The 20,436-nt window shown below is 74.1% G+C and carries 20 protein-coding genes and 1 pseudogene; 4 read left to right on the top strand and 17 right to left on the bottom strand.

Features of this window, described 5'->3' with window-relative positions; genetic code table 11:
- Position 1: 1 nt before the first annotated feature.
- Positions 2–1,300 (bottom strand): aldehyde dehydrogenase family protein, encoded by a 1,299-nt coding sequence (locus tag OG774_RS00380; protein WP_442873925.1) that lies wholly within the window; start codon positions 1,298–1,300, stop codon positions 2–4.
- 134 nt (positions 1,301–1,434) lie between these two features.
- Between OG774_RS00380 and OG774_RS29760 the strand changes: the two are divergent.
- Positions 1,435–2,109, top strand: a pseudogene (locus OG774_RS29760) (DUF222 domain-containing protein); the annotation flags it as partial.
- Between the two features lie 168 nt (positions 2,110–2,277).
- On the opposite strand, the gene OG774_RS00375 reads toward OG774_RS29760, so the two are convergent.
- Positions 2,278–2,700: a hypothetical protein gene (locus OG774_RS00375; RefSeq protein ID WP_328305969.1), complete on the bottom strand. Its 423-nt coding sequence runs from the start codon at positions 2,698–2,700 to the stop codon at positions 2,278–2,280.
- Positions 2,701–2,768: 68 nt separating this feature from the next.
- Between OG774_RS00375 and OG774_RS00370 the strand changes: the two genes are divergently transcribed.
- Entirely contained in the window at positions 2,769–3,395 is a 627-nt protein-coding gene (locus tag OG774_RS00370) for an HNH endonuclease signature motif containing protein (protein ID WP_328305968.1), read from the top strand.
- 34 nt (positions 3,396–3,429) lie between these two features.
- Here the strand turns inward: OG774_RS00370 and proB are convergent, their stop codons facing one another.
- The 15 genes from proB to OG774_RS00300 form a co-directional block, all read right to left on the bottom strand.
- Entirely contained in the window at positions 3,430–4,572 is a 1,143-nt protein-coding gene (gene proB / locus OG774_RS00365; RefSeq protein WP_328305967.1) for a glutamate 5-kinase, read from the bottom strand.
- Entirely contained in the window at positions 4,569–6,089 is a 1,521-nt protein-coding gene (obgE, locus tag OG774_RS00360) for a GTPase ObgE (RefSeq protein WP_328305966.1), read from the bottom strand. Before obgE ends, proB begins: the two co-directional genes overlap by 4 nt.
- A gap of 102 nt (positions 6,090–6,191) precedes the next feature.
- The gene (gene rpmA / locus OG774_RS00355; RefSeq protein ID WP_274195774.1) at positions 6,192–6,461 is read right to left on the bottom strand and encodes a 50S ribosomal protein L27; all 270 of its coding nucleotides are present in this window, start codon (positions 6,459–6,461) and stop codon (positions 6,192–6,194) included.
- 11 nt (positions 6,462–6,472) lie between these two features.
- Positions 6,473–6,772: a 50S ribosomal protein L21 gene (rplU, locus tag OG774_RS00350; protein WP_274195775.1), complete on the bottom strand. Its 300-nt coding sequence runs from the start codon at positions 6,770–6,772 to the stop codon at positions 6,473–6,475.
- Positions 6,773–6,948: 176 nt separating this feature from the next.
- Entirely contained in the window at positions 6,949–10,275 is a 3,327-nt protein-coding gene (locus tag OG774_RS00345; protein WP_328305965.1) for an Rne/Rng family ribonuclease, read from the bottom strand.
- A 198-nt stretch (positions 10,276–10,473) separates the two neighbouring features.
- Positions 10,474–11,274: a TIGR03936 family radical SAM-associated protein gene (locus OG774_RS00340; protein WP_328305964.1), complete on the bottom strand. Its 801-nt coding sequence runs from the start codon at positions 11,272–11,274 to the stop codon at positions 10,474–10,476.
- Positions 11,274–11,783, bottom strand: a complete 510-nt coding sequence (locus tag OG774_RS00335; RefSeq protein WP_328305963.1) for a GNAT family N-acetyltransferase — start codon at positions 11,781–11,783, stop codon at positions 11,274–11,276. The genes OG774_RS00340 and OG774_RS00335 overlap by 1 nt, the downstream gene beginning before the upstream one ends.
- 18 nt (positions 11,784–11,801) lie before the next feature.
- Complete coding sequence (locus OG774_RS00330; RefSeq protein ID WP_328310693.1) at positions 11,802–13,835, bottom strand: TIGR03960 family B12-binding radical SAM protein; 2,034 nt, start codon at positions 13,833–13,835, stop codon at positions 11,802–11,804.
- A gap of 22 nt (positions 13,836–13,857) precedes the next feature.
- On the bottom strand, positions 13,858–14,097 hold the full coding sequence (locus OG774_RS00325; protein WP_328305962.1) for a hypothetical protein: 240 nt from the start codon (positions 14,095–14,097) through the stop codon (positions 13,858–13,860).
- A gap of 111 nt (positions 14,098–14,208) precedes the next feature.
- On the bottom strand, positions 14,209–14,613 hold the full coding sequence (gene ndk, locus OG774_RS00320) for a nucleoside-diphosphate kinase (protein WP_274187654.1): 405 nt from the start codon (positions 14,611–14,613) through the stop codon (positions 14,209–14,211).
- Between the two features lie 53 nt (positions 14,614–14,666).
- Positions 14,667–15,041, bottom strand: coding sequence for a DUF4233 domain-containing protein (locus OG774_RS00315; protein ID WP_328305961.1), 375 nt, complete (start codon positions 15,039–15,041; stop codon positions 14,667–14,669).
- Entirely contained in the window at positions 15,038–16,531 is a 1,494-nt protein-coding gene (gene folC / locus OG774_RS00310) for a bifunctional tetrahydrofolate synthase/dihydrofolate synthase (RefSeq protein WP_328310692.1), read from the bottom strand. Before folC ends, OG774_RS00315 begins: the two co-directional genes overlap by 4 nt.
- A 137-nt stretch (positions 16,532–16,668) precedes the next feature.
- Positions 16,669–16,944, bottom strand: coding sequence for a DUF6457 domain-containing protein (locus tag OG774_RS00305; protein WP_328305960.1), 276 nt, complete (start codon positions 16,942–16,944; stop codon positions 16,669–16,671).
- A gap of 13 nt (positions 16,945–16,957) precedes the next feature.
- Positions 16,958–17,065: an MFS transporter small subunit gene (locus OG774_RS29755; protein ID WP_442873924.1), complete on the bottom strand. Its 108-nt coding sequence runs from the start codon at positions 17,063–17,065 to the stop codon at positions 16,958–16,960.
- Positions 17,062–18,453: an OFA family MFS transporter gene (locus tag OG774_RS00300; RefSeq protein WP_328305959.1), complete on the bottom strand. Its 1,392-nt coding sequence runs from the start codon at positions 18,451–18,453 to the stop codon at positions 17,062–17,064. The genes OG774_RS29755 and OG774_RS00300 overlap by 4 nt, the downstream gene beginning before the upstream one ends.
- A gap of 105 nt (positions 18,454–18,558) precedes the next feature.
- Between OG774_RS00300 and fdhD the strand changes: the two genes are divergently transcribed.
- Both fdhD and OG774_RS00290 read left to right on the top strand, forming a co-directional pair.
- Positions 18,559–19,407 (top strand): formate dehydrogenase accessory sulfurtransferase FdhD, encoded by an 849-nt coding sequence (gene fdhD / locus OG774_RS00295; RefSeq protein WP_328305958.1) that lies wholly within the window; start codon positions 18,559–18,561, stop codon positions 19,405–19,407.
- Between the two features lie 93 nt (positions 19,408–19,500).
- Positions 19,501–20,427 carry an alpha/beta hydrolase gene (locus OG774_RS00290; protein WP_328305957.1) on the top strand — a complete coding sequence of 309 codons (927 nt, stop codon included), beginning with the start codon at positions 19,501–19,503 and terminating at the stop codon, positions 20,425–20,427.
- The last annotated feature ends 9 nt before the right edge of the window (positions 20,428–20,436 follow it).

Here is a 20,436-nt window from a genome sequence, read left to right as displayed (position 1 = left end):
GCTACTCGGGGTGCCCGATCGCCGTCGACGCGGGGACCACGACGTACTGGCGCAGGCAGAGATCGGTGAAGACCACGGGGCCGCGGGGGCCCGGGACGTGGTCGACGTTGATGCCGGTCTCCGGGACGCGGCGCAGCTTGACGCCGTCGAGCAGGCGGGTTGTGGCGTTCCAGAAGGCGCCGGTGCCGGCGTAGGTGTCGAGGAACTCCCGTGCCGAGGCCTCGTCGGAGGTCACGATCGTCGCCGCGAGCCCCGACGTCTCACGGTTGGCCGTGGTGGCCGCGTCGGCCGGGCCGTCCACGGGCGCCAGGGTCACCGTCGCCTCGTTCCCGTCGTCGAGCGCCCACTCGTGCCCGAGGGCGTGCTCGTGCGGGGGCAGCGACGCGCGCAGGCCGTGCCCCTCGAGGAGCGCGACCAGGTCCGGGACCAGCTCGTCCCAGCGGTGCTCGTCGACGAGCAGGAGGTTGAGGCGGTTGCAGACGCCGAGCCGGTCGATCGACGAGGTCACGAGCGTGTGCGCGAGCTCGAGGGGCGCGGCACGGTCGACGTAGAGCACGCCCCCGCCGTCGGCGTGGGCGAGCGTGCGCACCCCGTGCTGGGCCGCCTCGAGACCGAGCGAGCGCGTCGTGTCGCCGGAGCCGCGCAGGATGACCAGCGGGATCAGGCCCGGGCGGCGCACCAGCTCGACGGCGCACTCGCGGCGCGGGTCGGTGACCAGCACGACGGAGTCGGGGTCCAGTCCCGCGCCGGCGAGCGCGGGGGCGACGACGGCCTCCATCAGCGCGGTGGCCGAGGCGAGCGCCGCGCCGCCGGTGCGCAGGACGCCCGCGTTGCGGGACTTCAGCAGCTGGGAGGCGACGTCGACCACGACATTGGGACGCGCCTCGAAGTTCGCGCCGATCACGCCGACGGGCCGGCGACGCTCGATCAGGCGCAGCCCGTCCGGGCGCTCCTCGAGGACGGTGTCGATCTCCGGCGTCGGGATGTCGGCGAGCTCGACCAGCGACTGGGCCATGCCTTCGAGGCGCGCCCGGTCGAGGCGCAGGCGGTCGACGAGCGCCGAGGTGGTCCCCGTGCTCTCGGCGGCCTCGACGTCCGCGGTGTTGGCCTCGAGCACGGTGTCGGCGGCCTCGACGAGCAGCGTCGCCATCCCGCGCAGGGCGGTCGCGACCTCGTGGTCGGTCGCCGCCGCCATCCGCGGGGCGGCCGCAGCGGCGCGGCGGCCGCAGTCGGTGACGATCTCGGTGGGCGTGCGCTGCGTGGTCGGGGTGGTCGCGGTCGGGCTCGGCACGCCCGCCATTGTGCCCACCCCACGCGCTCCGGGGACCCCGGGCTCTCGAGCAGGGAATCGTGACCGTTCCGTGACCTCGCGGGGGTCCTGGGAGCCACTTTTTTCGGCCGTCGCTGTCGGGGGTCGCCCCTAACGTCGTTCCCGTGAGCATCGACCAGGACGTCCGGTGCGGCCTCGCGGCCGAGCTGGACGCGCTCGCGCCGGGCGCGGGGCTGGTCGACGCCCTGGAGCGGCTGTCGCCGGCGGCGCTGACCGGTGAGGACCTGGCGTCCTACGTCCGGGCCTGCGCACGGGCCCAGAGCCAGGCCGCGGCGGGCTTCCTGGAGGCCATCCACCACCTGGGTCGCGCGCAGGCCGGCCGCACCGATCGGCGCCCGGAGCTCGACGAGTTCTCCGGCGACGAGATCGCCGCCATCCTGGGATGGTCGCCCACGATGTCCGGCCGCAAGCTCGACCTGGCCGACGATCTGTTCGGTCGGTTGCCCGAGGTCGGCGACGCGCTCCGGAGCGGGTGGCTGGACGAGCCCAAGGCGCAGCGGTTCTGCGAGTGGACGCGCGACCTCGCCGACGACCACGCCCGCCTCGTCTGCTCCGAACTCCTGCCCGAGGCTCCCGAGCTGCCGGTGGGCGAGCTGATACGCCGTATCGAGGAGACCGCGGCCGCGCTCGATCCGGAGTGGGCCAAGCGACGCCAGAAGCGCGCCGAGAAGAACGCCCGGGTGATCCTCTCGCCCAACCCGTCGGGCACGGCCACCCTGTCGATCTGCGACGTCAACGCCGTCGACGGCCTGTCCATGCGCGACCGGGTCGACGCCCTCGCCGCCGCGGTGCGCGGGCTGGGGGTGCTGATCCCGATCGGTGCCGTGCGTGCCGCGGTCGCCGCGCGGTTGCTCGACGGCTCCGTGGCGGGCCTCGACGACCGGCACGTGGCTCTCACGCTGGCCGCGGAGTACCGCGACCCGCCGCCCTCCGGGCCCGACGACGGTTCAGGCTCGCCCGACGACTCCGGACCGAACGACTCCGGACCCGACGGCTCCGGGCCCGACGGCGGATCGGGCCCGCCGGACGACCCCACTCCGGACGACCACCCCTCCGACGACCGCGGTCCCGACGCCGCGGGGGCCACCGCCGGCGAGGCGCCGACGCAGGGCGTCCTCGACCTCCGGGACCTTCCCGAGCAGGACCTCCCGCCGATGCTCGACGGGCCCGAGCCCGGCCCGGGTCGCGTTCGCAGCGGGACCTCCGAGCTCCGCCTGCGACTTTCGACGGCCCTCGGACTCGACCAGCTCCCGGGCACGGTCCCCGGCTACGGGACCGTGCTCGCCGGCGACGCCCGGGCCGTGCTCCTCCGGCATCACCGCGGCGAGTGGCGGGTGGTGCTCACCGACGACGACGGCCGCCTCCAGCACGTTCTCCTCGCCCGCCGACGACCCCACCCCTGCGGCCCAGGCCCACCACGGCGCCCCGGGGACGAGCCGTGCACCGCCATCGTCGAGCTCCAGGTCCCGACGACGCTGCTGGCCGCCCTGAGTCCTCACGAGCAGGAGCCTGGGCTCCGCTGCTCGCCGAGCTCCAGCAGCGGCTCCGCGAGGTCACCTCGGGCCTCGGTCGCCCGCCGCGGGAGCAGGCCGGCGATCCCGCACGTCGGCGCCCGCGCGCCGAGATCGACCGCTGGGTCCGGGTCCGCGACCGGCACTGCGTCGCGCCCGGCTGCCGGCGCCCCGCCCACAAGGCCGACCTCGACCACACGGTCGACCACGCCCTGGGCGGTCCGACCTCACCCTGGAACCTGGGCGTCTGGGACCGCCACCACCACCGCGCGAAGCACCACGGCGGCTGGCGGGTCCGGCAACCGGCCCCGGGCCGCTTCGAGATCCGCACCCGCGCCGGCGTCCGCCACACGACCCTGCCCAAGAGAATCCTCGAGCCGCTCCCGCCGCCCCGACCGTCCACGCGGCCTCGGCCCCTGCCGGACGAGGGCTGGAGCGAGGACGATCCCGGCTGGCGGCAGCGGTTCCTCCGGAGGGCGGGCTTGGGCACCATCACCCACACACCCGCGATCCCGCCCGCGGTGCACGCCGCGGACGACCCGCCGCCCTTCTGACGCGGCGCGGCCGCCCGACCGCTCCGGGAGCGCGTCAGCTCGAGGGGCTGGTGGTCGCGGGATCGGTGGCCGGGACCGGCGAACCGACCGGCACGAGATCGTCCGCGTGCACGACCTCGCGGCGGTGCTCCGGCGCCAGGTCCTCGCTGGACCGCCCGGAGATCTCCGGAAGCTCCTCGGCGTCGAACGCGACGACCCCGCGGGCGACGACGTCCCCCCGCGGGTCGACGAGGTCGACGACGTCGCCGGCCTCGAAGTCACCGTCCGAACCCACGATCCCGGCCGCGAGCAGGGAGCGCCGGCGCCCGACCACGGCCTTCACCGCGCCGGCGTCGAGGTGCAGCCGCCCGCGCGTGCCGGCCATGTGCCGCAGCCAGAAGCGGCGGGCCGACAGCCGCGGGCCGTGGGGCGCGAACACCGTCCCGACCTCGGCGCCGTCGAGCGCCGCGGGGGCGTCGGCGGCCGCGGCCACGAGGACGGGCACGCCGGCGCCGCTGGCGAGGTCCGCCGCGGCGAGCTTGGATGCCATCCCGCCGGTGCCCAGCGAGGACGTCTTGCCGACGCGCACCCCGGCGAGGTCGGCGCCGCCCGTGACCTCCCGGACCAGCGTGGCCCCGGGATCGCGCGGGTCGGCGTCGTAGACCCCGGCGACGTCGCTGAGCAGCACCAACGCGTCGGCCGAGATCACGTGGGCGACGAGCGCGGCCAGCCGGTCGTTGTCCCCGAACCGGATCTCGTCGGTGGCCACGGTGTCGTTCTCGTTGACCACCGGGACGACACCGAGCCCGAGCAGGCGCTCGAAGGTGCGCTGGGCGTTGCGGTAGGGCTGGCGCCGCACGACGTCGTGGGAGGTGAGCAGGACCTGCCCCACGGTGCGGCCGTGGCGGGCGAAGGCCTCGGCGTAGGCGCGGGTCAGGTGCAGCTGCCCGACACCCGCGGCGGCCTGCTGCGTCGCGAGGTCCCGGGGCCGGCGCGGCAGCCCCAGCGGACGCAGGCCCGCCGCGATCGCCCCGGACGACACGAGCACCACCTGGGTGCCCGCCGCGCGGGCGGCCACGGCGTCGACCAGCGCGTCGAGGCGCCCCACGTCGAGCCCCCCGTCGACCGACGTGAGCGACGTCGACCCGATCTTCACCACCAGCCGCCGCGCCCCGGCGACGGCCTCGCGGGCAGTCATCGATCGTCGCCGCGGAGTTCGGCGGGCACGTCCTCGTACTCCTCGTGCCACGGCGCGATGCCGAGCTCGTCGTCGTCGCGGTGGCGGCGGCGCTCGTCGCGGGCCGCTCGGCGCTCGGCCGCGGACGCCCGGTCGACGTTGTCGATGCCCTCGAGGCGGGGGTCGGTGCCGCGGTTGCCCCGCATCGCCGCCACGCCGGCCGGTGTCGAGGGCTCCCAGTCGAAGGTGTTGATGCCGATCGTCACCATGTCGCCCGGCACTGCCCCCGCCTCGGCGAGGGCCTCCTCGACCCCGAGGCGGGCGAGCCGGTCGGCGAGGTAGCCGACGGCCTCGTCGTTGGTGAAGTCGGTCTGCCGGACCCAGCGCTCGGGCTTCTCGCCCTGGACCAGCCAGGATTGCTTTTCTCGGCCATCCTCGGGGTCGCGGCCGACGGTGAAGCCGGTGTCGTCGACGGCGGTGGGGCGCAAGACGACGCGCGGGGCGGTCGAGGGGGCCGCGGTGGCCCGGGCCTCGTCGACGGCCGCGGCCATCTTGTAGGCCAGCTCCTGCAAGCCGGCGTGGCTCGCGGTGGAGATCTCCACGACCGGCCACCCGAACTCGGCCACCTCCGCGCGCACCATCTCCGCGAGGTCGGCGGCGTCCGGCACGTCGATCTTGTTGAGCGCGACGATCCGGGGGCGCGCGGCGAGGTCGGTGCCCAACGCCGGGGTGTAGGCGGCGAGCTCGGCCTCGAGCGCGCGGATGTCGGACACCGGGTCGCGCTCGGGCTCGAACGTCGCACAGTCCACGACGTGCACGAGCACCGAGCAGCGCTCGATGTGGCGCAGGAAGTCCAGCCCCAGGCCCTTGCCCTCGCTGGCGCCGGGGATGAGGCCCGGGACGTCGGCCACCGTGTAGGAGCTGCCGCCCGCCGAGACCACCCCGAGATTGGGCGCCAGCGTGGTGAACGGGTAGTCGGCGATCTTCGGCTTGGCCGCGCTGATGGCGCTGACCAGCGACGACTTGCCCGCGCTCGGGTACCCGACCAGCCCGACGTCGGCCATCGAGCGCAGCTCGAGCACGAGGTCGCGTGACTCCCCCGGCTCGCCGAGCAGCGCGAAGCCCGGGGCCTTGCGCGACGGCCCGGCCAGGGCGGCGTTGCCGAGCCCCCCGCGACCGCCGCGGACCGCGACGAGCCGGGTGCCGATGCCGGTGAGGTCGCCGACGACCTCGCCGTCGGTGTCGAGCACGACCGTCCCCTCGGGCACGGCGAGCTCGATGTCCTCGGCGTTCGCGCCGTGGCGGAAGCTCCCCATGCCCGGCTTCCCGTTGCCGGCCACCGCGTGGGGCCGGTGGTGGAAGTCGAGCAGCGTGTGGACGCCGGGATCGACCACCAGCACCACGTCCCCGCCGCGCCCGCCGTTCCCACCGTCCGGTCCGCCGAGGGGCACGAACTTCTCCCGGCGGATCGACGCGCACCCGTGGCCGCCGCTCCCCGCCGTGACGTGCAGCGTCACGTGGTCGACGAACCGGGCCATCGGGTGTGCGGTGTCCTTCCGAGAACGGGGGTGGAGACGAACGAAAGGGGCGGGTCCGAGAGTCCCGGACCCACCCCTGACGGTACTGCTGCTACACGGTGCTCAGGCGGAGACGGTCTCTTCCACCGGCACGATGTTGACGTTCTTGCGTCCGCGCTTCGTCCCGAAGGTGACGGCGCCCGGGATGAGGGCGAACAGCGTGTCGTCGCCGCCGCGGCCGACACCGACGCCCGGGTGGAACTTGGTGCCGCGCTGGCGGACGAGGATCTCGCCGGCCTTGACGACCTGGCCGCCGTAACGCTTGACGCCGAGCATCTGGGCGTTCGAGTCGCGACCGTTGCGGGAGCTGGACGCACCCTTCTTGTGAGCCATTCCTGCTCCCCTTACTTCGAGATGTCGGTGACCTCGAGGCGGCTGTAGCGCTGGCGATGGCCGACGCGCCGCTTGTACCCGGTCTTGTTCTTGTACTTCAGAATCTTGATCTTCGGGCCCTTGTGCTCCCCGACGATGCTGCCGGAGATGCTGACCTTCTCGAGGTCGGACGCCGAGCTGAGGACGGTGCTGCCGTCGACGAGCAGGACCGGCTGGAGGTCCACGGTGTCACCGTCGAGGAGCTCCACGTCGATGACGTCGCCGACCGCGACCTTGTACTGCTTGCCGCCGGTCTTCACGATCGCGTACATCTTCCGCGTGGACTCCTGTCTGGCGTGGGGTTCCGGTCCCGGCGCGCGTCCCGTACGGGGCGGGCGCGGCGCGCCGGTGCCGCGGGCAGCGACCCGGCGGGCACCGATCTCCTAGGGTACCCGCCCGGCCTCCGCGGGCCGGACCCCGGGTGGGCCCGACCGTCCGCGGGTGGTGATCAGTCGCTCGATCCGCCGGCCGGCGGACCGGCCGGACGGGACGCCGCCCGTCGACGACGCGGTCGCGCCGAGCCGCTCCCGGTGGGGACCACCGCGGGCTCGGGCGTCGCCTCGTCCTCGGGCTCCGCCGGGCTCCCGGCCGGGGTGATGACGGTGTCGCCCCCGTGGCCGTTGCCGTTCCCGGTCGCGGCCCCGATGGCGCCCGTGACGCGCGGCGCGGACGAGGTGGCGGGCTCCGGGGTCGTCCCGTTGCCCCCCGGCACGTGCTCGGCGAGGTCGGCCTCGAGGGCGACCTCGGCCTCGACGGCCTCGTGGATCGCCTCCTCGACGTCCTCGGTCTCGGCCGCCGCCGGGAGGTCCGCCTCGGCGGGCGCCTCGTCGGTCTCCTCGACGCTGCCCGCGCCCGGGCTCGCCTCGGCCAGCCCGGCCTCGAGGGCCACCTCGGTCTCGTCGGCGCCCTCCACGGGCACCGCGGCCGTCTCGGGGCTCTCGGCCGTCCCCGAGTCGGAGGTGTCCACGGTGTCGACGGTCTCGACGACGTCGGTGGCCGTCTCGTCGGCGCCGATCTCCTCGGAGACTGCGTCGTCGTCGTCCCGGCCGGCGGTGAGACCGCTGGCCGCCGCGACGACCGACGGCGAGGCGCCCTCGGAACGCTCGGCCCGGCGCCCGCGACGACCCCGGCGCGAGGACGAGCCCCCGCCGGTACCGCTCGCGACCTTCTCGCCGGAGCCGTTCTTGTCTCCCGAGCCGTTCTTCTCCGCCGAGCCGGCCTTCTCGCCGCCGTTGCTCCCGCCCTGCTCGTTCGCCATGACCGGCTCGGACGAGACGATGACGCCCCGGCCCCGGCAGTGCTCACAGGTGGTCGAGAACTCGTCGAGCAGGCCCTGCCCGACGCGCTTGCGGGTCATCTGCACCAGGCCCAGCGAGGTGACCTCGGAGACCTGGTGGCGGGTGCGGTCGCGGCCCAGGCACTCGGTGAGGCGCCGCAGCACGAGGTCGCGGTTCGACTCCAGCACCATGTCGATGAAGTCGATGACGATCATGCCGCCGATGTCGCGCAGCCGGAGCTGGCGCACGATCTCCTCGGCGGCCTCGAGGTTGTTGCGGGTCACCGTCTCCTCGAGGTTGCCCCCGGAGCCGGTGAACTTGCCGGTGTTGACGTCGACGACCGTCATCGCCTCGGTGCGGTCGATGACCAGCGTGCCGCCCGAGGGCAGCCACACCTTGCGGTCGAGCGCCTTGATCAGCTGCTCGTCGATCCGGTACGCGGCGAACACGTCCTCAGGTCCAACGTGACGCGACAGGCGCCCCGCGAGTTCCGGGGCCACGTGCGACACGTAGCCCTCCAGCGTCTCCCACGCCCGCTCGCCGGAGACGACGAGCGAGGAGAAGTCCTCGTTGAACATGTCGCGCACGACACGGATGAGGAGGTCGGGCTCCTCGTAGACGAGGGTCGGGCCCTTCGAGTTCTTGTTGCCCGCCTCGGAGGCCGACTTGTCGATGGCCTCCCACTGGGCGGTCAGACGCCGGACATCGCGCTCGAGGTCCTCCTCGCTGACGCCCTCGGCCGCCGTGCGGATGATCACGCCCGACTCGTCGGGGACGATCCGCTTGAGGATCTCCTTGAGGCGCTTGCGCTCGGTGTCGGGCAGCTTCCGGCTGATCCCGGTCGCGCCGCCGGCGGGCACGTACACCAGGAAGCGGCCGGGCAGGCTGATCTGGGTGGTCAGGCGTGCGCCCTTGTGACCCACCGGGTCCTTGGTGACCTGGACGAGCACCTGGTCGCCCGAGGACAGCGCCTGCTCGATCTTGCGCTGCTTGCCCTCGAGGCCGGAGGCGTCCCAGTTGACCTCGCCGGCGTACAGGACGGCGTTGCGCCCGCGGCCGATGTCGACGAACGCGGCCTCCATCGACGGGAGCACGTTCTGCACCCGGCCGAGGTAGACGTTGCCGACCATCGAGTTCTGGCCGTCGCCCGCGACGAAGTGCTCGACGAGCACCCCGTCCTCGAGCACCCCGATCTGGCTGCGGCCGGCGTGCTGGCGCACGACCATGGTGCGCTCGACGGCCTCGCGCCGGGCGAGGAACTCGGACTCGGACAGGATCGACGGCCGCCGGCGACCGGACTCGCGCCCGTCGCGGCGCCGCTGGCGCTTGGCCTCGAGGCGCGTCGAGCCCTTGACCCCGCGGATCTCGTCGTTCGAGGACTTGCCGCCCTCGGGACGCTCGACGCGGTCGCGGACGTGGGTGACGGTGTTCGGCGGGTCCTCGACCTCGCCGTCGCCGTCGCCCTCCGAGGACCGGCGACGCCGCCGGCGCCGGCGGCGCGAGCCGCCCGACGAGCCGTCGGAGTCCTCGGACTCGCCGGAATCGGTGTCCTCCTCGTCGTCGTCGCCCTCCCCGGACCCGGACTCCGACTCCGACTTCTCGGAGGAGTCCGTGCCCGCCTCGCCGTCGCCGTCGGCAGAGCCGTCGCCGGACTCGGCGTCGTCGGCACCACCCCGACCGCGGCCGCGGCCGCGGCGCCCGCGACGACGGCGCCGGCGGCTGCCGTCCTCGTCGTCGTCGTCGGAGTCGGAGGAATCAGCGGAATCCGAGGAGTCCGAGGACTCGGAGGAGTCCGACGGGTCCGTGGCGTCGGGCGTCTCGGAGGTGTCGGAGGCCTCCGCGGACTCGTCGGCCCCCGAACGACGGCGGCGGCGTCGCGAGGGTCCGCCCGTGTCGGCTGCGGTCTCTCCGGAGTCCTCCGCCGCAGCGGCGGGGGTCTCCTCCTCGGCCGAGGCCGGGGTGTGGTCCCCCGTGATCTCGGTCTCGGTGGACTCCCCGGGGGTCACGACGCCGGTGGAGCGGCTGCCGCGACGGCGCCGAGCGCGCGTCGGGACGGCCTCCTCGGACGTCGAGTCGGGCGCCAGGAACATCGGTGCCGCGAAGGCCGGGGCACTGGCCGGCCCGCCTGCCGTCGGGGTGCCGGCGCTCAGGGTGAGCGGCGCCTCCGGCTCGCTCGCCTCCTCGTCGGGCGAGGGGGTGAGGGCCGCGGTGGCCTCGGCGACGGGGTCGGCGACCGGGCCGCCGGGCGGCGGGAACAGGTCGTCCATCACCTGCGCCACGACGCCGCGGTCGACGCTGGACTGCGCGCTGCGCGCCCCCACGCCGATCCGGGCGAGCACGGCGAGGAGCTCGCGGCTCGAGGTGCCCACCACACGGGCCAGGGCGTGCACGCGGACCTTGTCCGGGAGCGCGGCCAGGGCCTGCTCGTCGGGGCGTCCGGGTGCGACGGAATCCCCCGCGGCGGTGCTACCGCCGGACGGGGTGTCGGTGTCGGTCATCCATCTCCTTCGCCCCCGGGCGCGACCCGGGGGTCGCGGCCACACGGGGACCTCGCGTGGGCTCGCCGTGGCGGCCGCAGGGGACGGCCACCGACTGCGGCACGATTCGGCGGGTCGAGCCGGTGGGCCCGGGTGCCGTCGATCCGTGCGGTTCGGCGATGTGTGTGCACCGCGGCCGACCGGGGACCTTTCGCGGGGCTACGCGGTGGGTGCCGCGCGGTCCGTCGCGAACGGGTCGATCAGCTCCCCGCGCTCGTCGAGCCGACCCTGAGCCCTCCGGGTGGCCCTGACGGGTTCCGGGAACTCGAGGCCGGCGACGGCGCGGAGGGCACCGCACACGTCGTCGGGTCGTGCGGCCGGCGTGGTGTGCCGTACGACCGCCGTCAGTCTCCCACACGTCGCCGCTCGTGCACGGTCCTCCCGCTCCGGCGCCTCCGGTTCGTCCGTACGGGTGAGCGTCAGCCGCAGTTCGGCGACGGCCGTTCGCACGTCCAGCGGCTTCGGACCGTTCTTGGTGAGGCGCTCCACGATGACCTCGTCGGCGGCGTGGAACGCCGCGAGGGCCGGGGCGAGCAGCTCGTCGGAGACGCCCGGGGTCTCGATCTCCCAGTGGCTCGCGTCGATCCGGTCGGCGAGCGCCCCGGGCGAGGCGGGCACGACCTCGATCACCGAGAGCCCCTCGGGCAGCACGGCGTCCACCTCGTGGGCGACCACGAGCGGGTCGAGGTACTCCGTCACGCCGATCTCGACGTACTCGGCGTCGCTCGCCGCGCCGGTGGGCGCCGCGCCGATCCAGGAGAGCCTCGGGTGCGGGCTGAAGCCGTGCGACAGGGCCACCGGAACCCCGGCGCGCCGCAGGGTCCACTCCATGGTGCGGGCGATGTCGCGGTGCGAGCTGAACCGCGCGCGGCCCCGCTTCGCGTAGCGCATCCGGAGCTTCTCCACGATCGGCGCCGAGGGGTGTGCCGCCTCGCCTGCCTTCGTCGTGCGGGTCGCCATCAGGCCGTCCCTCCGGTCGGTCCGTGTCCCCCGGTCGGGAGGACCACGATCTCGTCACCGGCCGGGCTGAACCCGGCCGCACGGTAGAAGGCCGCCCCCGCGGGGGACGGCCGCAGCACGAGCCGCGCGAGCCCGCGGTCGCGGGCGTGCGCCACGGCGGCGCCCAGGAGCCGGCGCGGCACCCCGCGCGGCGCGGCGCCCAGGGCGACGAGGCTGCCCACGTAGCCCCAGCGCTCCCCCGGCCGCCCGGGCGCGGGCATGGCGGCGACCTCGGCGACGTCGAGGGATCCGACGACGTCCCACGCACTGCCGGACGGGACCTCCGCCACCCACACCGCGTGGTGCGAGAGCTCCGCGCGCCACCACGTCGCGAACCCGTGCTCGAAGCCCGGGTCGGCGCCCGGCCGGACGCGGCCCCGCTGCTCGACCCAGGCCCGGCGCAGGGCGGCGACGGCGTCGCCGTCCGGGGCTCCCGCCCGGCGTACGCGCACCTCCGGTCCGTCGCTCACCGGTGTCCTGCCACGCGGTCAGACCCCGCGGTCGGCCGCGAGGGCGGGGTTGCGCACCGGCGTCGACCTGCGCTGCTCGACGGGCGTGATCGGCAGCGACGGTCGCCCCGGGGGCGCCATCTGGATCTCGGTGCCCATCGTCGGGCAGACGCCGCAGTCGAAGCACGGCGTCCAGCGGCAGTCGTCCTGCTCCTCGGAGTTGAGCGCGTCCTGCCAGTCGTCCCACAGCCAGCCCCGGTCGAGCCCGGAGTCGAGGTGGTCCCAGGGCAGGATCTCGTCGGCGCCGCGCTCGCGGGTGGTGAACCAGTGGAGGTCGACGCCCTCGAGCGCCGCCTCGGCCGCGGTGACCCAGCGCTCGAACGAGAAGTGCTCGCTCCAGCCGTCGAACTGCTGGCCGTCGCGCCACGCCCGCTCGATGACCCGCCCGATCCGCCGGTCACCCCGGCTGAGCAGGCCTTCGATGAGGCTGGGCTGGCCGTCGTGGTAACGCAGCCCGATGTTGCGGCCCAGCGAGCGGTCGCTGTTGATCGCCTCGCGCAGCTTGCGCAGACGGTTGTCGACGACGTCGGGTGCGGTCTGGGCGGCCCACTGGAACGGCGTGTGCGGCTTCGGCACGAACGCGCCGATCGACACCGTCGCGCGGACGTCGCCCCGGCCCGCGGCCTTGCGCCCGGCCCGGATGACCTCGTGGGCCATCGACGCGATCTGCAGGACGTCCTCGTCGGTCTCGGTGGGCAGACCGCACATGAAGTACAGCTTCACCTGCCGCCAGCCGTGCTCGTAGGCGGTGGAGACCGTGGCGATGAGCTCCTCCTCGGAGACCATCTTGTTGATCACCTTGCGCAGGCGCTCGGAGCCGCCCTCGGGCGCGAACGTCAGGCCGGACCGGCGGCCGCTGCGGGTGAGCTCCTCGGCGAGCGTCACGTTGAACGCGTCGACGCGCGTGCTCGGGAGCGAGAGGCCCGTGCCGGTGCCCTCGTAGCGGTCGGCGAGGTCCTTGGCGATCGTGCCGATGCCGGAGTGGTCGGCGCTGGAGAGCGAGAGCAGGCCGACCTCGTGATAGCCCGAGTTCTGCAGCCCCTGCTCCACCATCTCGCCGACGCCCTGCGGCGAGCGCTCCCGGACGGGCCGCGTGATCATGCCGGCCTGGCAGAAGCGGCAGCCGCGGGTGCAGCCGCGGAAGATCTCGACGCTCATCCGCTCGTGGACGGTCTCGGCCATCGGGACGAGCGGGGCCTTCGGGTACGGCCAGTCGTCGAGGTCACTGGTGGTGCGCTTGTGGACGCGCTCGGGGGCGTGCGGGCTGGTCGGGGTGACCGCGGCGATCGCGCCGTCGTCGCCGTAGCGGACCTCGTAGAGGCCGGGCACGTAGACGCCCGGGACCGCGGCGAGGCGCTCGAGGGTCGTGCGGCGGGACAGGCCGTCGACCTTGGCCGCCTTGACGACGTCCGTGATCTCGCCGACGACCTCCTCGCCGTCGCCCAGCGCCACGATGTCGACGAAGTCGGCGATCGGCTCCGGGTTGAACGCCGCGTGCCCGCCGGCGAGCACGATCGGGTGGCTCGCGTCCCGGTCGGCGGCGTGCAGCGGGATCCCGGCGAGGTCGAGGACCGAGAGCATGTTCGTGTAGCCGAGCTCGGTGGCGAAGCTGATGCCCAGCACGTCGAACGCACCCACGGGGCGGTGCCCGTCGACGGTGAACTGCGGGACCCCGTGCTCGCGCATCAGCGCGGCGAGGTCCGGCCACACGGCGTAGGTGCGCTCGGCGAGGGCGTCGTCCCGCTCGTTGAGCACCTCGTAGAGGATCATGAGGCCCTGGTTGGGCAGCCCCACCTCGTAGGCGTCGGGGTAGCACAGCGCCCAGTGGACCGGCACCGCGTCCCACGGCTTGGTCCCCGCGTTGCGCTCGCCGCCGACGTACTGCACCGGCTTCTTCACCCGGGGCAGCAGCGGTTCCAGGCTCTCGAACACGGATTCGGCCACGGACCCAGGGTAACGAGACCCGCGCCGGGCCCCGACCACCCGCCGTTCGGCCGCCGAGTGTGCTCCCATCATGATCAATAGGCCTTATCGATCACGATGCGCGCACGCTCGGCGCCCAGCCCCGGGCGAGCAGCGCCTCACGCCGATCCAGGGGGCGTCCGCGGCGATCGTCGACGGCGTGGTCCCGGCCGTCGTACACGAGGGCGACCCGGAACTCGACCCACGCCATGTCGAGGCGGGCGATGAACCGGTACTCGTCGAACACCTCGTGCTGGAGCCCCGGGGTCGGCAGGCCGCCCAGCACGACGACGAGACGCGTGCTGGTCTCCATCGGCGAGAGGAGACCCCTCCGCGGTTCCCTCGAACGCCGACCGTGCGCCCATCATGGTCGACAAGGCTCGTCGATCACGATGGGCTCACGCTCGGCGAACCGACCCTCCCGCTACCCGAACCAGAGCTTGATCTCGCGCTCGGCGGACTCGGGCGAGTCCGAGCCGTGCACGATGTTCGATCCGGTCTCCAGGGCGAGGTCACCACGGATCGAGCCGGGGGCGGCCTTCTCGACGGGGTCGGTGCCGCCGGCGATCTGGCGGAACGCCGCGATCGCGCGCGGGCCCTCGACGACCAGGGCGGCGACGGGCGCCGAGGTGATGAAGGAGATCAGCTCCTCGTAGAAGCCCTTGCCCTCGTGCTCGGCGTAGTGCTGCTCGGCGAGGCCGCGGTCGACGGTCTTCAGCTCCAGCGACACGAGGCGCAGGCCCTTGCGCTCGATGCGCGACACGACCTCCCCGACCAGGCCACGCTCCACGCCGTCGGGCTTGACCAGCACCAGGGTGCGCTCGCTCACTGCGGATCCTCTCTCGTGGACACCTGTCGGTGCGCGAGCGTAACGAGCCGCCCTCAGGCCTCCCGGTCGGCCCAGAGCGCGTGGCGGCGCAGCACCTCGTGCCGCATCCACAGCATCCCGGCCCACACGAGGCAGAACACGAGGCCGAGGGCCCCGAGCGACGGCGAGACGATCCAGCCCAGCGCCATCAGCACCTGCAGGCCCAGGGCCAGCGGCAGCCCCCACGGGCGCGAGAACCGGGCGATCGCGACGATCATCCCGACGGTCAGCACGACGACCCAGGCGATCTTCACGGGCGTCAGGCCGCCCTCGACCTTGTCCATCACCAGCAGGGCGAGCGGCACGATGACGATCTCGAGGCTCAGGGCCGCGCTGGCCGGGCCGCGGAAGGCCTTCCTCGCGGCCTCGCCCGGGGCGAGCTCGGTCATGCCGGCTCCCGCCCCAGCAGCGTCCGGGCCTCGCCCGCGGCGACCACCGACCCGACGACCAGCACCCCCGCGCCCGCCATCGGGGCCTCGTCGTCGTCGGTCTCCTCCGCGAGCCCGATCGCGGTCTCCAGCGCGGCGTCCATCCGGGTCTCGACGACGACGCGGTCGGCGCCGAAGAACCCGACCGCCAGGCTCCCGAGCTCGTCGGCATCCATGGCCCGCGGCGACGCCACCTGGGTGACGACGACCTCGTCGAGCACCGGCTCCAGCGCCGTGAGGATGCCCTCGGCGTCCTTGTCGCCCATCACGGCGACGACCCCGATGAGCCGGCGGAACGAGAACTCCTCGCGCACCGCCTTCGCCGACGCCCGCGCCCCGTGCGGGTTGTGGGCGGCGTCGACCACGACGGTGGGCGCCGAGCGCAGGCGCTCCATCCGCCCCGGCACGCGCACCGAGGCGAAGGCCTCGCGCACTGCGGTGATGTCGAGCTTGCGCGAGGCGCCGGCCCCGAAGAACGCCTCCACCGACGCGAGCGCCAGCGACGCGTTCGCCGCCTGGTGCTCGCCGAAGAGCGGCAGGTAGATGTCGTCGTACTCGCCGCCGAGACCCTGCAGGCGCAGCTGCTGCCCGCCGACGGCGATCTCGCGCGCCAGCACGCCGAACTCCATCCCGGAGCGTGCGACCTCGGCCTCGACCTCCACCGCCCGCTCGAGCAGCACCTTGGCGGCCTCGGGGGTCTGCTGGGCCATCAGCGCGACGGCGCCCGGCTTGATGACGCCGGCCTTCTCGGCGGCGATCCCGGCGATGTCCGAGCCGAGGTAGGCGACGTGGTCGACGTCCACCGGGGTGATCGCGGCGACCACGGCGTCGGCGACGTTGGTGGCGTCCCAGCTCCCGCCGAGCCCGACCTCGAGCACGGCGACGTCCACCGGGGCATCGGCGAAGGCCGCGAACGCCATCCCGGTGAGCACCTCGAACTTCGAGAGCCGCGGGCCGTCGCCCTGTGTCGATCTCTCCTGCGCCCGGTCGACGATGCCGAGGAACGGCGCGATCTCCCGGTAGATCTCGACGTAGCGGCGCGCGCTGATCGGGGCGCCGTCGATCGCGATCCGCTCGGTGGCCCGCTGCAGGTGGGGGCTCGTGTAGCGCCCGGTGCGCGGACCGATGCGGGTGAGCAGCGCGTCGATCATCCGCGTGACCGAGCTCTTGCCGTTGGTGCCGGCGACGTGGATCGCCGGGTAGGAGCGCTGCGGGTCGCCCAGCACCTCGACGAGCGCCCGGATCCGGTCGAGGGACGGGGCGATCCTCGTCTCGGGCCAGCGCTCGTCGAGCTCGGCCTCGACGGCGCGCAGCGCGGCGAGCGACTCGGCGTCGTCGGGTTCGTGGCCGGGCGTGTCGCCGGTCGGCCCGGTGGTGACGCCCTGGCTCAGAGCGTCGGCGAGCGCGCCGCCGCCCGGGCCGGAGCCGGAGTCGTCCGCACCACCGGCCATGGCGAGGATCTGGGCGAGCTCGTCGGCGTCGCCGTCACCGGCGGCATCCTGGTCCTGCCACTGGGTCGAGCTCCGCTTCGCTTCGTCTCCCGGGGAGACTCCGCCCCATCGGTCGTCGCTGGTCATCACCCACGATGCTACGACTGGTCGTCGCCGCGGGCGCGCGCCGCCAGCCGGTCGGCGAAGCCCTGGGCGAGCTCCTGCTCCCCGGGACCCGACCCCGCCGCCCGCCCGACCGCGAGGCCGAGCAGGTAGGCGGAGATCGGGGCGGCGGGGCGCGCGACGCCGTGGGCGACGTCCTTGGTCATGTCGAGCACGAGGGGCTGGACGTTCTCGGGATCGACCAGCTCCCCGAGCTCGTCGATACCGAGCTCGCGGACGACCTCGTCGATCCAGTCGGAGAGGGTGCTCATGCACCCGAGTCTCCTAGAAGAGCGCGCCCACGTTCTCCAGGAGCGACCACACGCCGTACAGGAACGGGATCACGACCCAGGCCCATACGACGACGGTGAGCACGGTGCGTCCGGCGGTCATCGGGACACCTCCTGGTTGCGGTCGGACCCGGGCCCGGACACCGCGGCGTCCTCGACGCCGCCGCGCTCGGAGTCGGCCACGAAGTACTTCGGGTCGACGGGACGGATGAGCTCGTTGGCGACGAAGCCGATGGCCAGCAGCACGATCATGATCGTGAAGGACACCGTGTACTTCGACGGGCCCGCGACGTCGCCCTGGGCCTCGACGACGGCGTTGACGATCAGCGGGCCGAGCACGCCCGCCGCCGACCACGCGGTCAGCAGGCGACCGTGGATGGCGCCGACCTGGTAGGTGCCGAAGAGGTCCTTGAGGTACGCGGGCACCGTGGCGAACCCGGCGCCGTAGAACGACAGGATCAGCATCGAGGCGATCAGGAAGATCACCTTGTTGCCCTCGCCGAACAGCAGGATCACGAGGTAGAGCAGGGCGCCCACCCCGAGGTACATCCGGTAGATGTTCTTGCGCCCGACCACGTCCGAGGCCGACGACCAGATGAACCGGCCGAGCATGTTGGACAGCGAGAGGATCGACACGAACGCCCCGGCCGCCGCGGCGATGACCGGCGCCGGGCCGGAGGTGGCGAAGAAGTCCTGGTAGATCGGCTGGGCCTTCTCCAGGATGCCGATGCCCGCGGTGACGTTGAAGCACAGCACGACCCACAGGAACCAGAACTGCGGGAGCTTGATCGCCTGCGCGGCCGAGACGGCGGGGCCGGAGCCGGTGGCGCCGGGCGAGGCCTGCGGCGGGTTCGGGGGCTGCCAGTCGTCGGCCGGGACGCGCACGAGCAGCCAGCCGACCGACATGAAGATCGCGTAGCCGATCCCCATGACGAGGAACGTCTGCGACAGGCCCATCTGGGTCGTGCCGAACGCCGCGAGGAGCGCCTTCTCGATCGGCTGCGCGATCAGCGCGCCGCCGCCGAAGCCCATGATCGCGATGCCGGTGGCCATGCCCGGCCGGTCGGCGAACCACTTGATCAGCGTCGAGACCGGCGAGATGTAGCCGATGCCCAGCCCGATGCCGCCGACGAAGCCGTAGCCCACGACGACCAGCCAGAACTGGCCGATCGCGATGCCGCCCGCGGAGATCAGGAAGCCCGCGGAGAAGCACACGGTGGACACGAACATCGCCCAGCGGGGCCCGCGCCGCTCGACCATCGTGCCGCCGAACGCCGCCGAGAGACCGAGCATCACGATCGCGAGCTGGAAGGGCAGCGCCGTGGCGGTGCCCGAGAGGCCCAGCCCGGTACCCAGCCCCGCCTTGAGCACGCTCCACGCGTACGCCTGCCCGATCGCGAGGTGGACCGCGAGGGCGGCAGGGGGAACGAGCCAGCGACTCCATCCCGGTGGTGCGACGATGGAGGAGCGGTCGAAGAATCCGCCGGCCATGTGTTGGCTCCTTTTCAACGACACCATCCGGTAGAGGGCCGGTACCCGATCGGGCGATCAGTCACACACCGAACACACACAGCGACGAAGTGGGAGGATCCGGGCATGGGACGCGTGACGGTGCGACGCCCGGTGATGCGGATCGTGGACGGGGAGACCCGTCGCCGTCCTGACGTGCTGGCCGCCGAGGAACCGCTCGAGATCCGGGTCGACGGGCAGTCGCTGGCGGTGACCATGCGGACCCCGGGCCACGACGTCGAGCTCGCCCACGGCTTCCTGCTCACCGAGGGCGTGATCGGCGCTCGCGAGGACATCTCGATCGCCCGCTACTGCGACTCGGTGGACGACAGCGGCCGCAACACCTACAACGTCCTCGACATGGCGCTCGCCCCCGGCGTGCCGCCGCCCGACGACTCGGTGGAGCGGCGCTTCTACACCACGTCCTCCTGCGGGGTGTGCGGTAAGGCCTCGCTGGACGCCGTGCGCACCCGCACCCGCTTCGCGCCCGCCGACGACACGCTGCGCCTCAGCACCGAGGTCCTCGCCGGTCTCCCGGACACCCTGCGCGCCGCCCAGGCCGTCTTCGACAGCACCGGCGGGCTGCACGCCGCGGGCCTCTTCCGTGCCGACGGGACGCTGCTGGTGGCCCGCGAGGACGTCGGGCGCCACAACGCCGTCGACAAGGTCGTCGGGCACATGCTGCTCGAGGGCGGGGTGCCCGCGCGCGGCACCGTCCTCATGGTCTCCGGGCGCGCGTCGTTCGAGCTGACCCAGAAGGCCGTCATGGCCGGCATCCCCGCCCTCGCCGCCGTGTCGGCCCCGTCGTCCCTGGCCGTCGAGATGGCCCGCGAGTCCGGGATGACGCTCGTGGGCTTCCTGCGCGGCACCTCGATGAACGTCTACGCCGGCACCGAACGGATCGTCACGCCGGACGCCTCGCCCGTGCCGGGCTGACGCTCCCACCCTCCCCCGGCACCGGCCCGTACCGTGGCTCTGCGCAGCCACCGCCGAGTCCCGCTGAGCCGCGCCGAGGGGAGAACGCCCGACATGCCGACCCGACGGCAGTTCCTCGTCGGCGCCGCGGGAGCCGCCGGGGTCGCCGGCGCCGTCGGACTGGGCGGGCTGCTCGTCAACCAGGACAGCCCGGCCCCGCCGCCCCAGCGCATCCCGAACCCACCGCGCCTGCCTGCGCCGACCGACGCCGTCGCCACCGTCGACTGGGTCTTCTCCCCCGCCCGCGGGCGGAGGGTCCGGCTGGTCACCGTCCTCCCGCCGGGGGCCGACACGGTGGGCCTGCCGATCTGCGTGGGGCTGCACGGGCTCCGGGGCAACGCGCTGTGGTGGTCCGAGCCCGGCAACCGCGGCCTGCTCGGCGACGCCTGGGCGCGCGGGGTGCCGACGTTCGGGCTGGTCGGCGTCGACGGCGGCGACAACTACTGGCACGCCTACGACGACGACGACGACCCCCTGCGCATGCTGCTCGAGGAGCTCCCGCGCTGGCTGCGGCAACGGGGGCTGGCCACCCGGCCCGCACCCGGCGACCTGCCCGGTGAGCCGGCGCTGGTCACGGGCATCTCGATGGGCGGGGCCGGTGCGTTCGTCTACGCCCGCGAGCGGATGCGCCTGCTCCGGCCGGTGCGCGCGGTGTCGGCGGTCAGCCCCGGCCTGTTCACCGACTGGCGCGTCGCCTCGCGGCGCCCGTTCGCGGGACGGCGCGACTGGGAGGCCCACGACCCGCTGCGCTTCTTCCCCGAGCTCGCGGGCGTGCCCACCGGCGTGTGGTGCGGCGACCGCGACCCGTTCGTCGACGCCACCCGCCGCTACATCGCGCTCGCCCGGCCCGAGGTCGGGGCGGTGAGCCCGGGCCGCCACGACGGCGTCTACTACGCCCGCGTGCTGCCGGACATGGCGACGTTCCTGGGCCGCCACGCCCGCGACAGGGTCGCCGGCGCGGCCGACCGCGGCGTGGGCTGAGGGCCGTCG

Origin of the sequence: Actinomycetospora sp. NBC_00405 (assembly GCF_036044095.1) — a bacterium.
Classification (GTDB): Bacteria; Actinomycetota; Actinomycetes; order Mycobacteriales; family Pseudonocardiaceae; genus Actinomycetospora; species Actinomycetospora callitridis.
The sequence above is the reverse complement of the archived record's forward strand: the minus strand, read 5'-3'. Positions and strand labels throughout refer to the sequence as shown.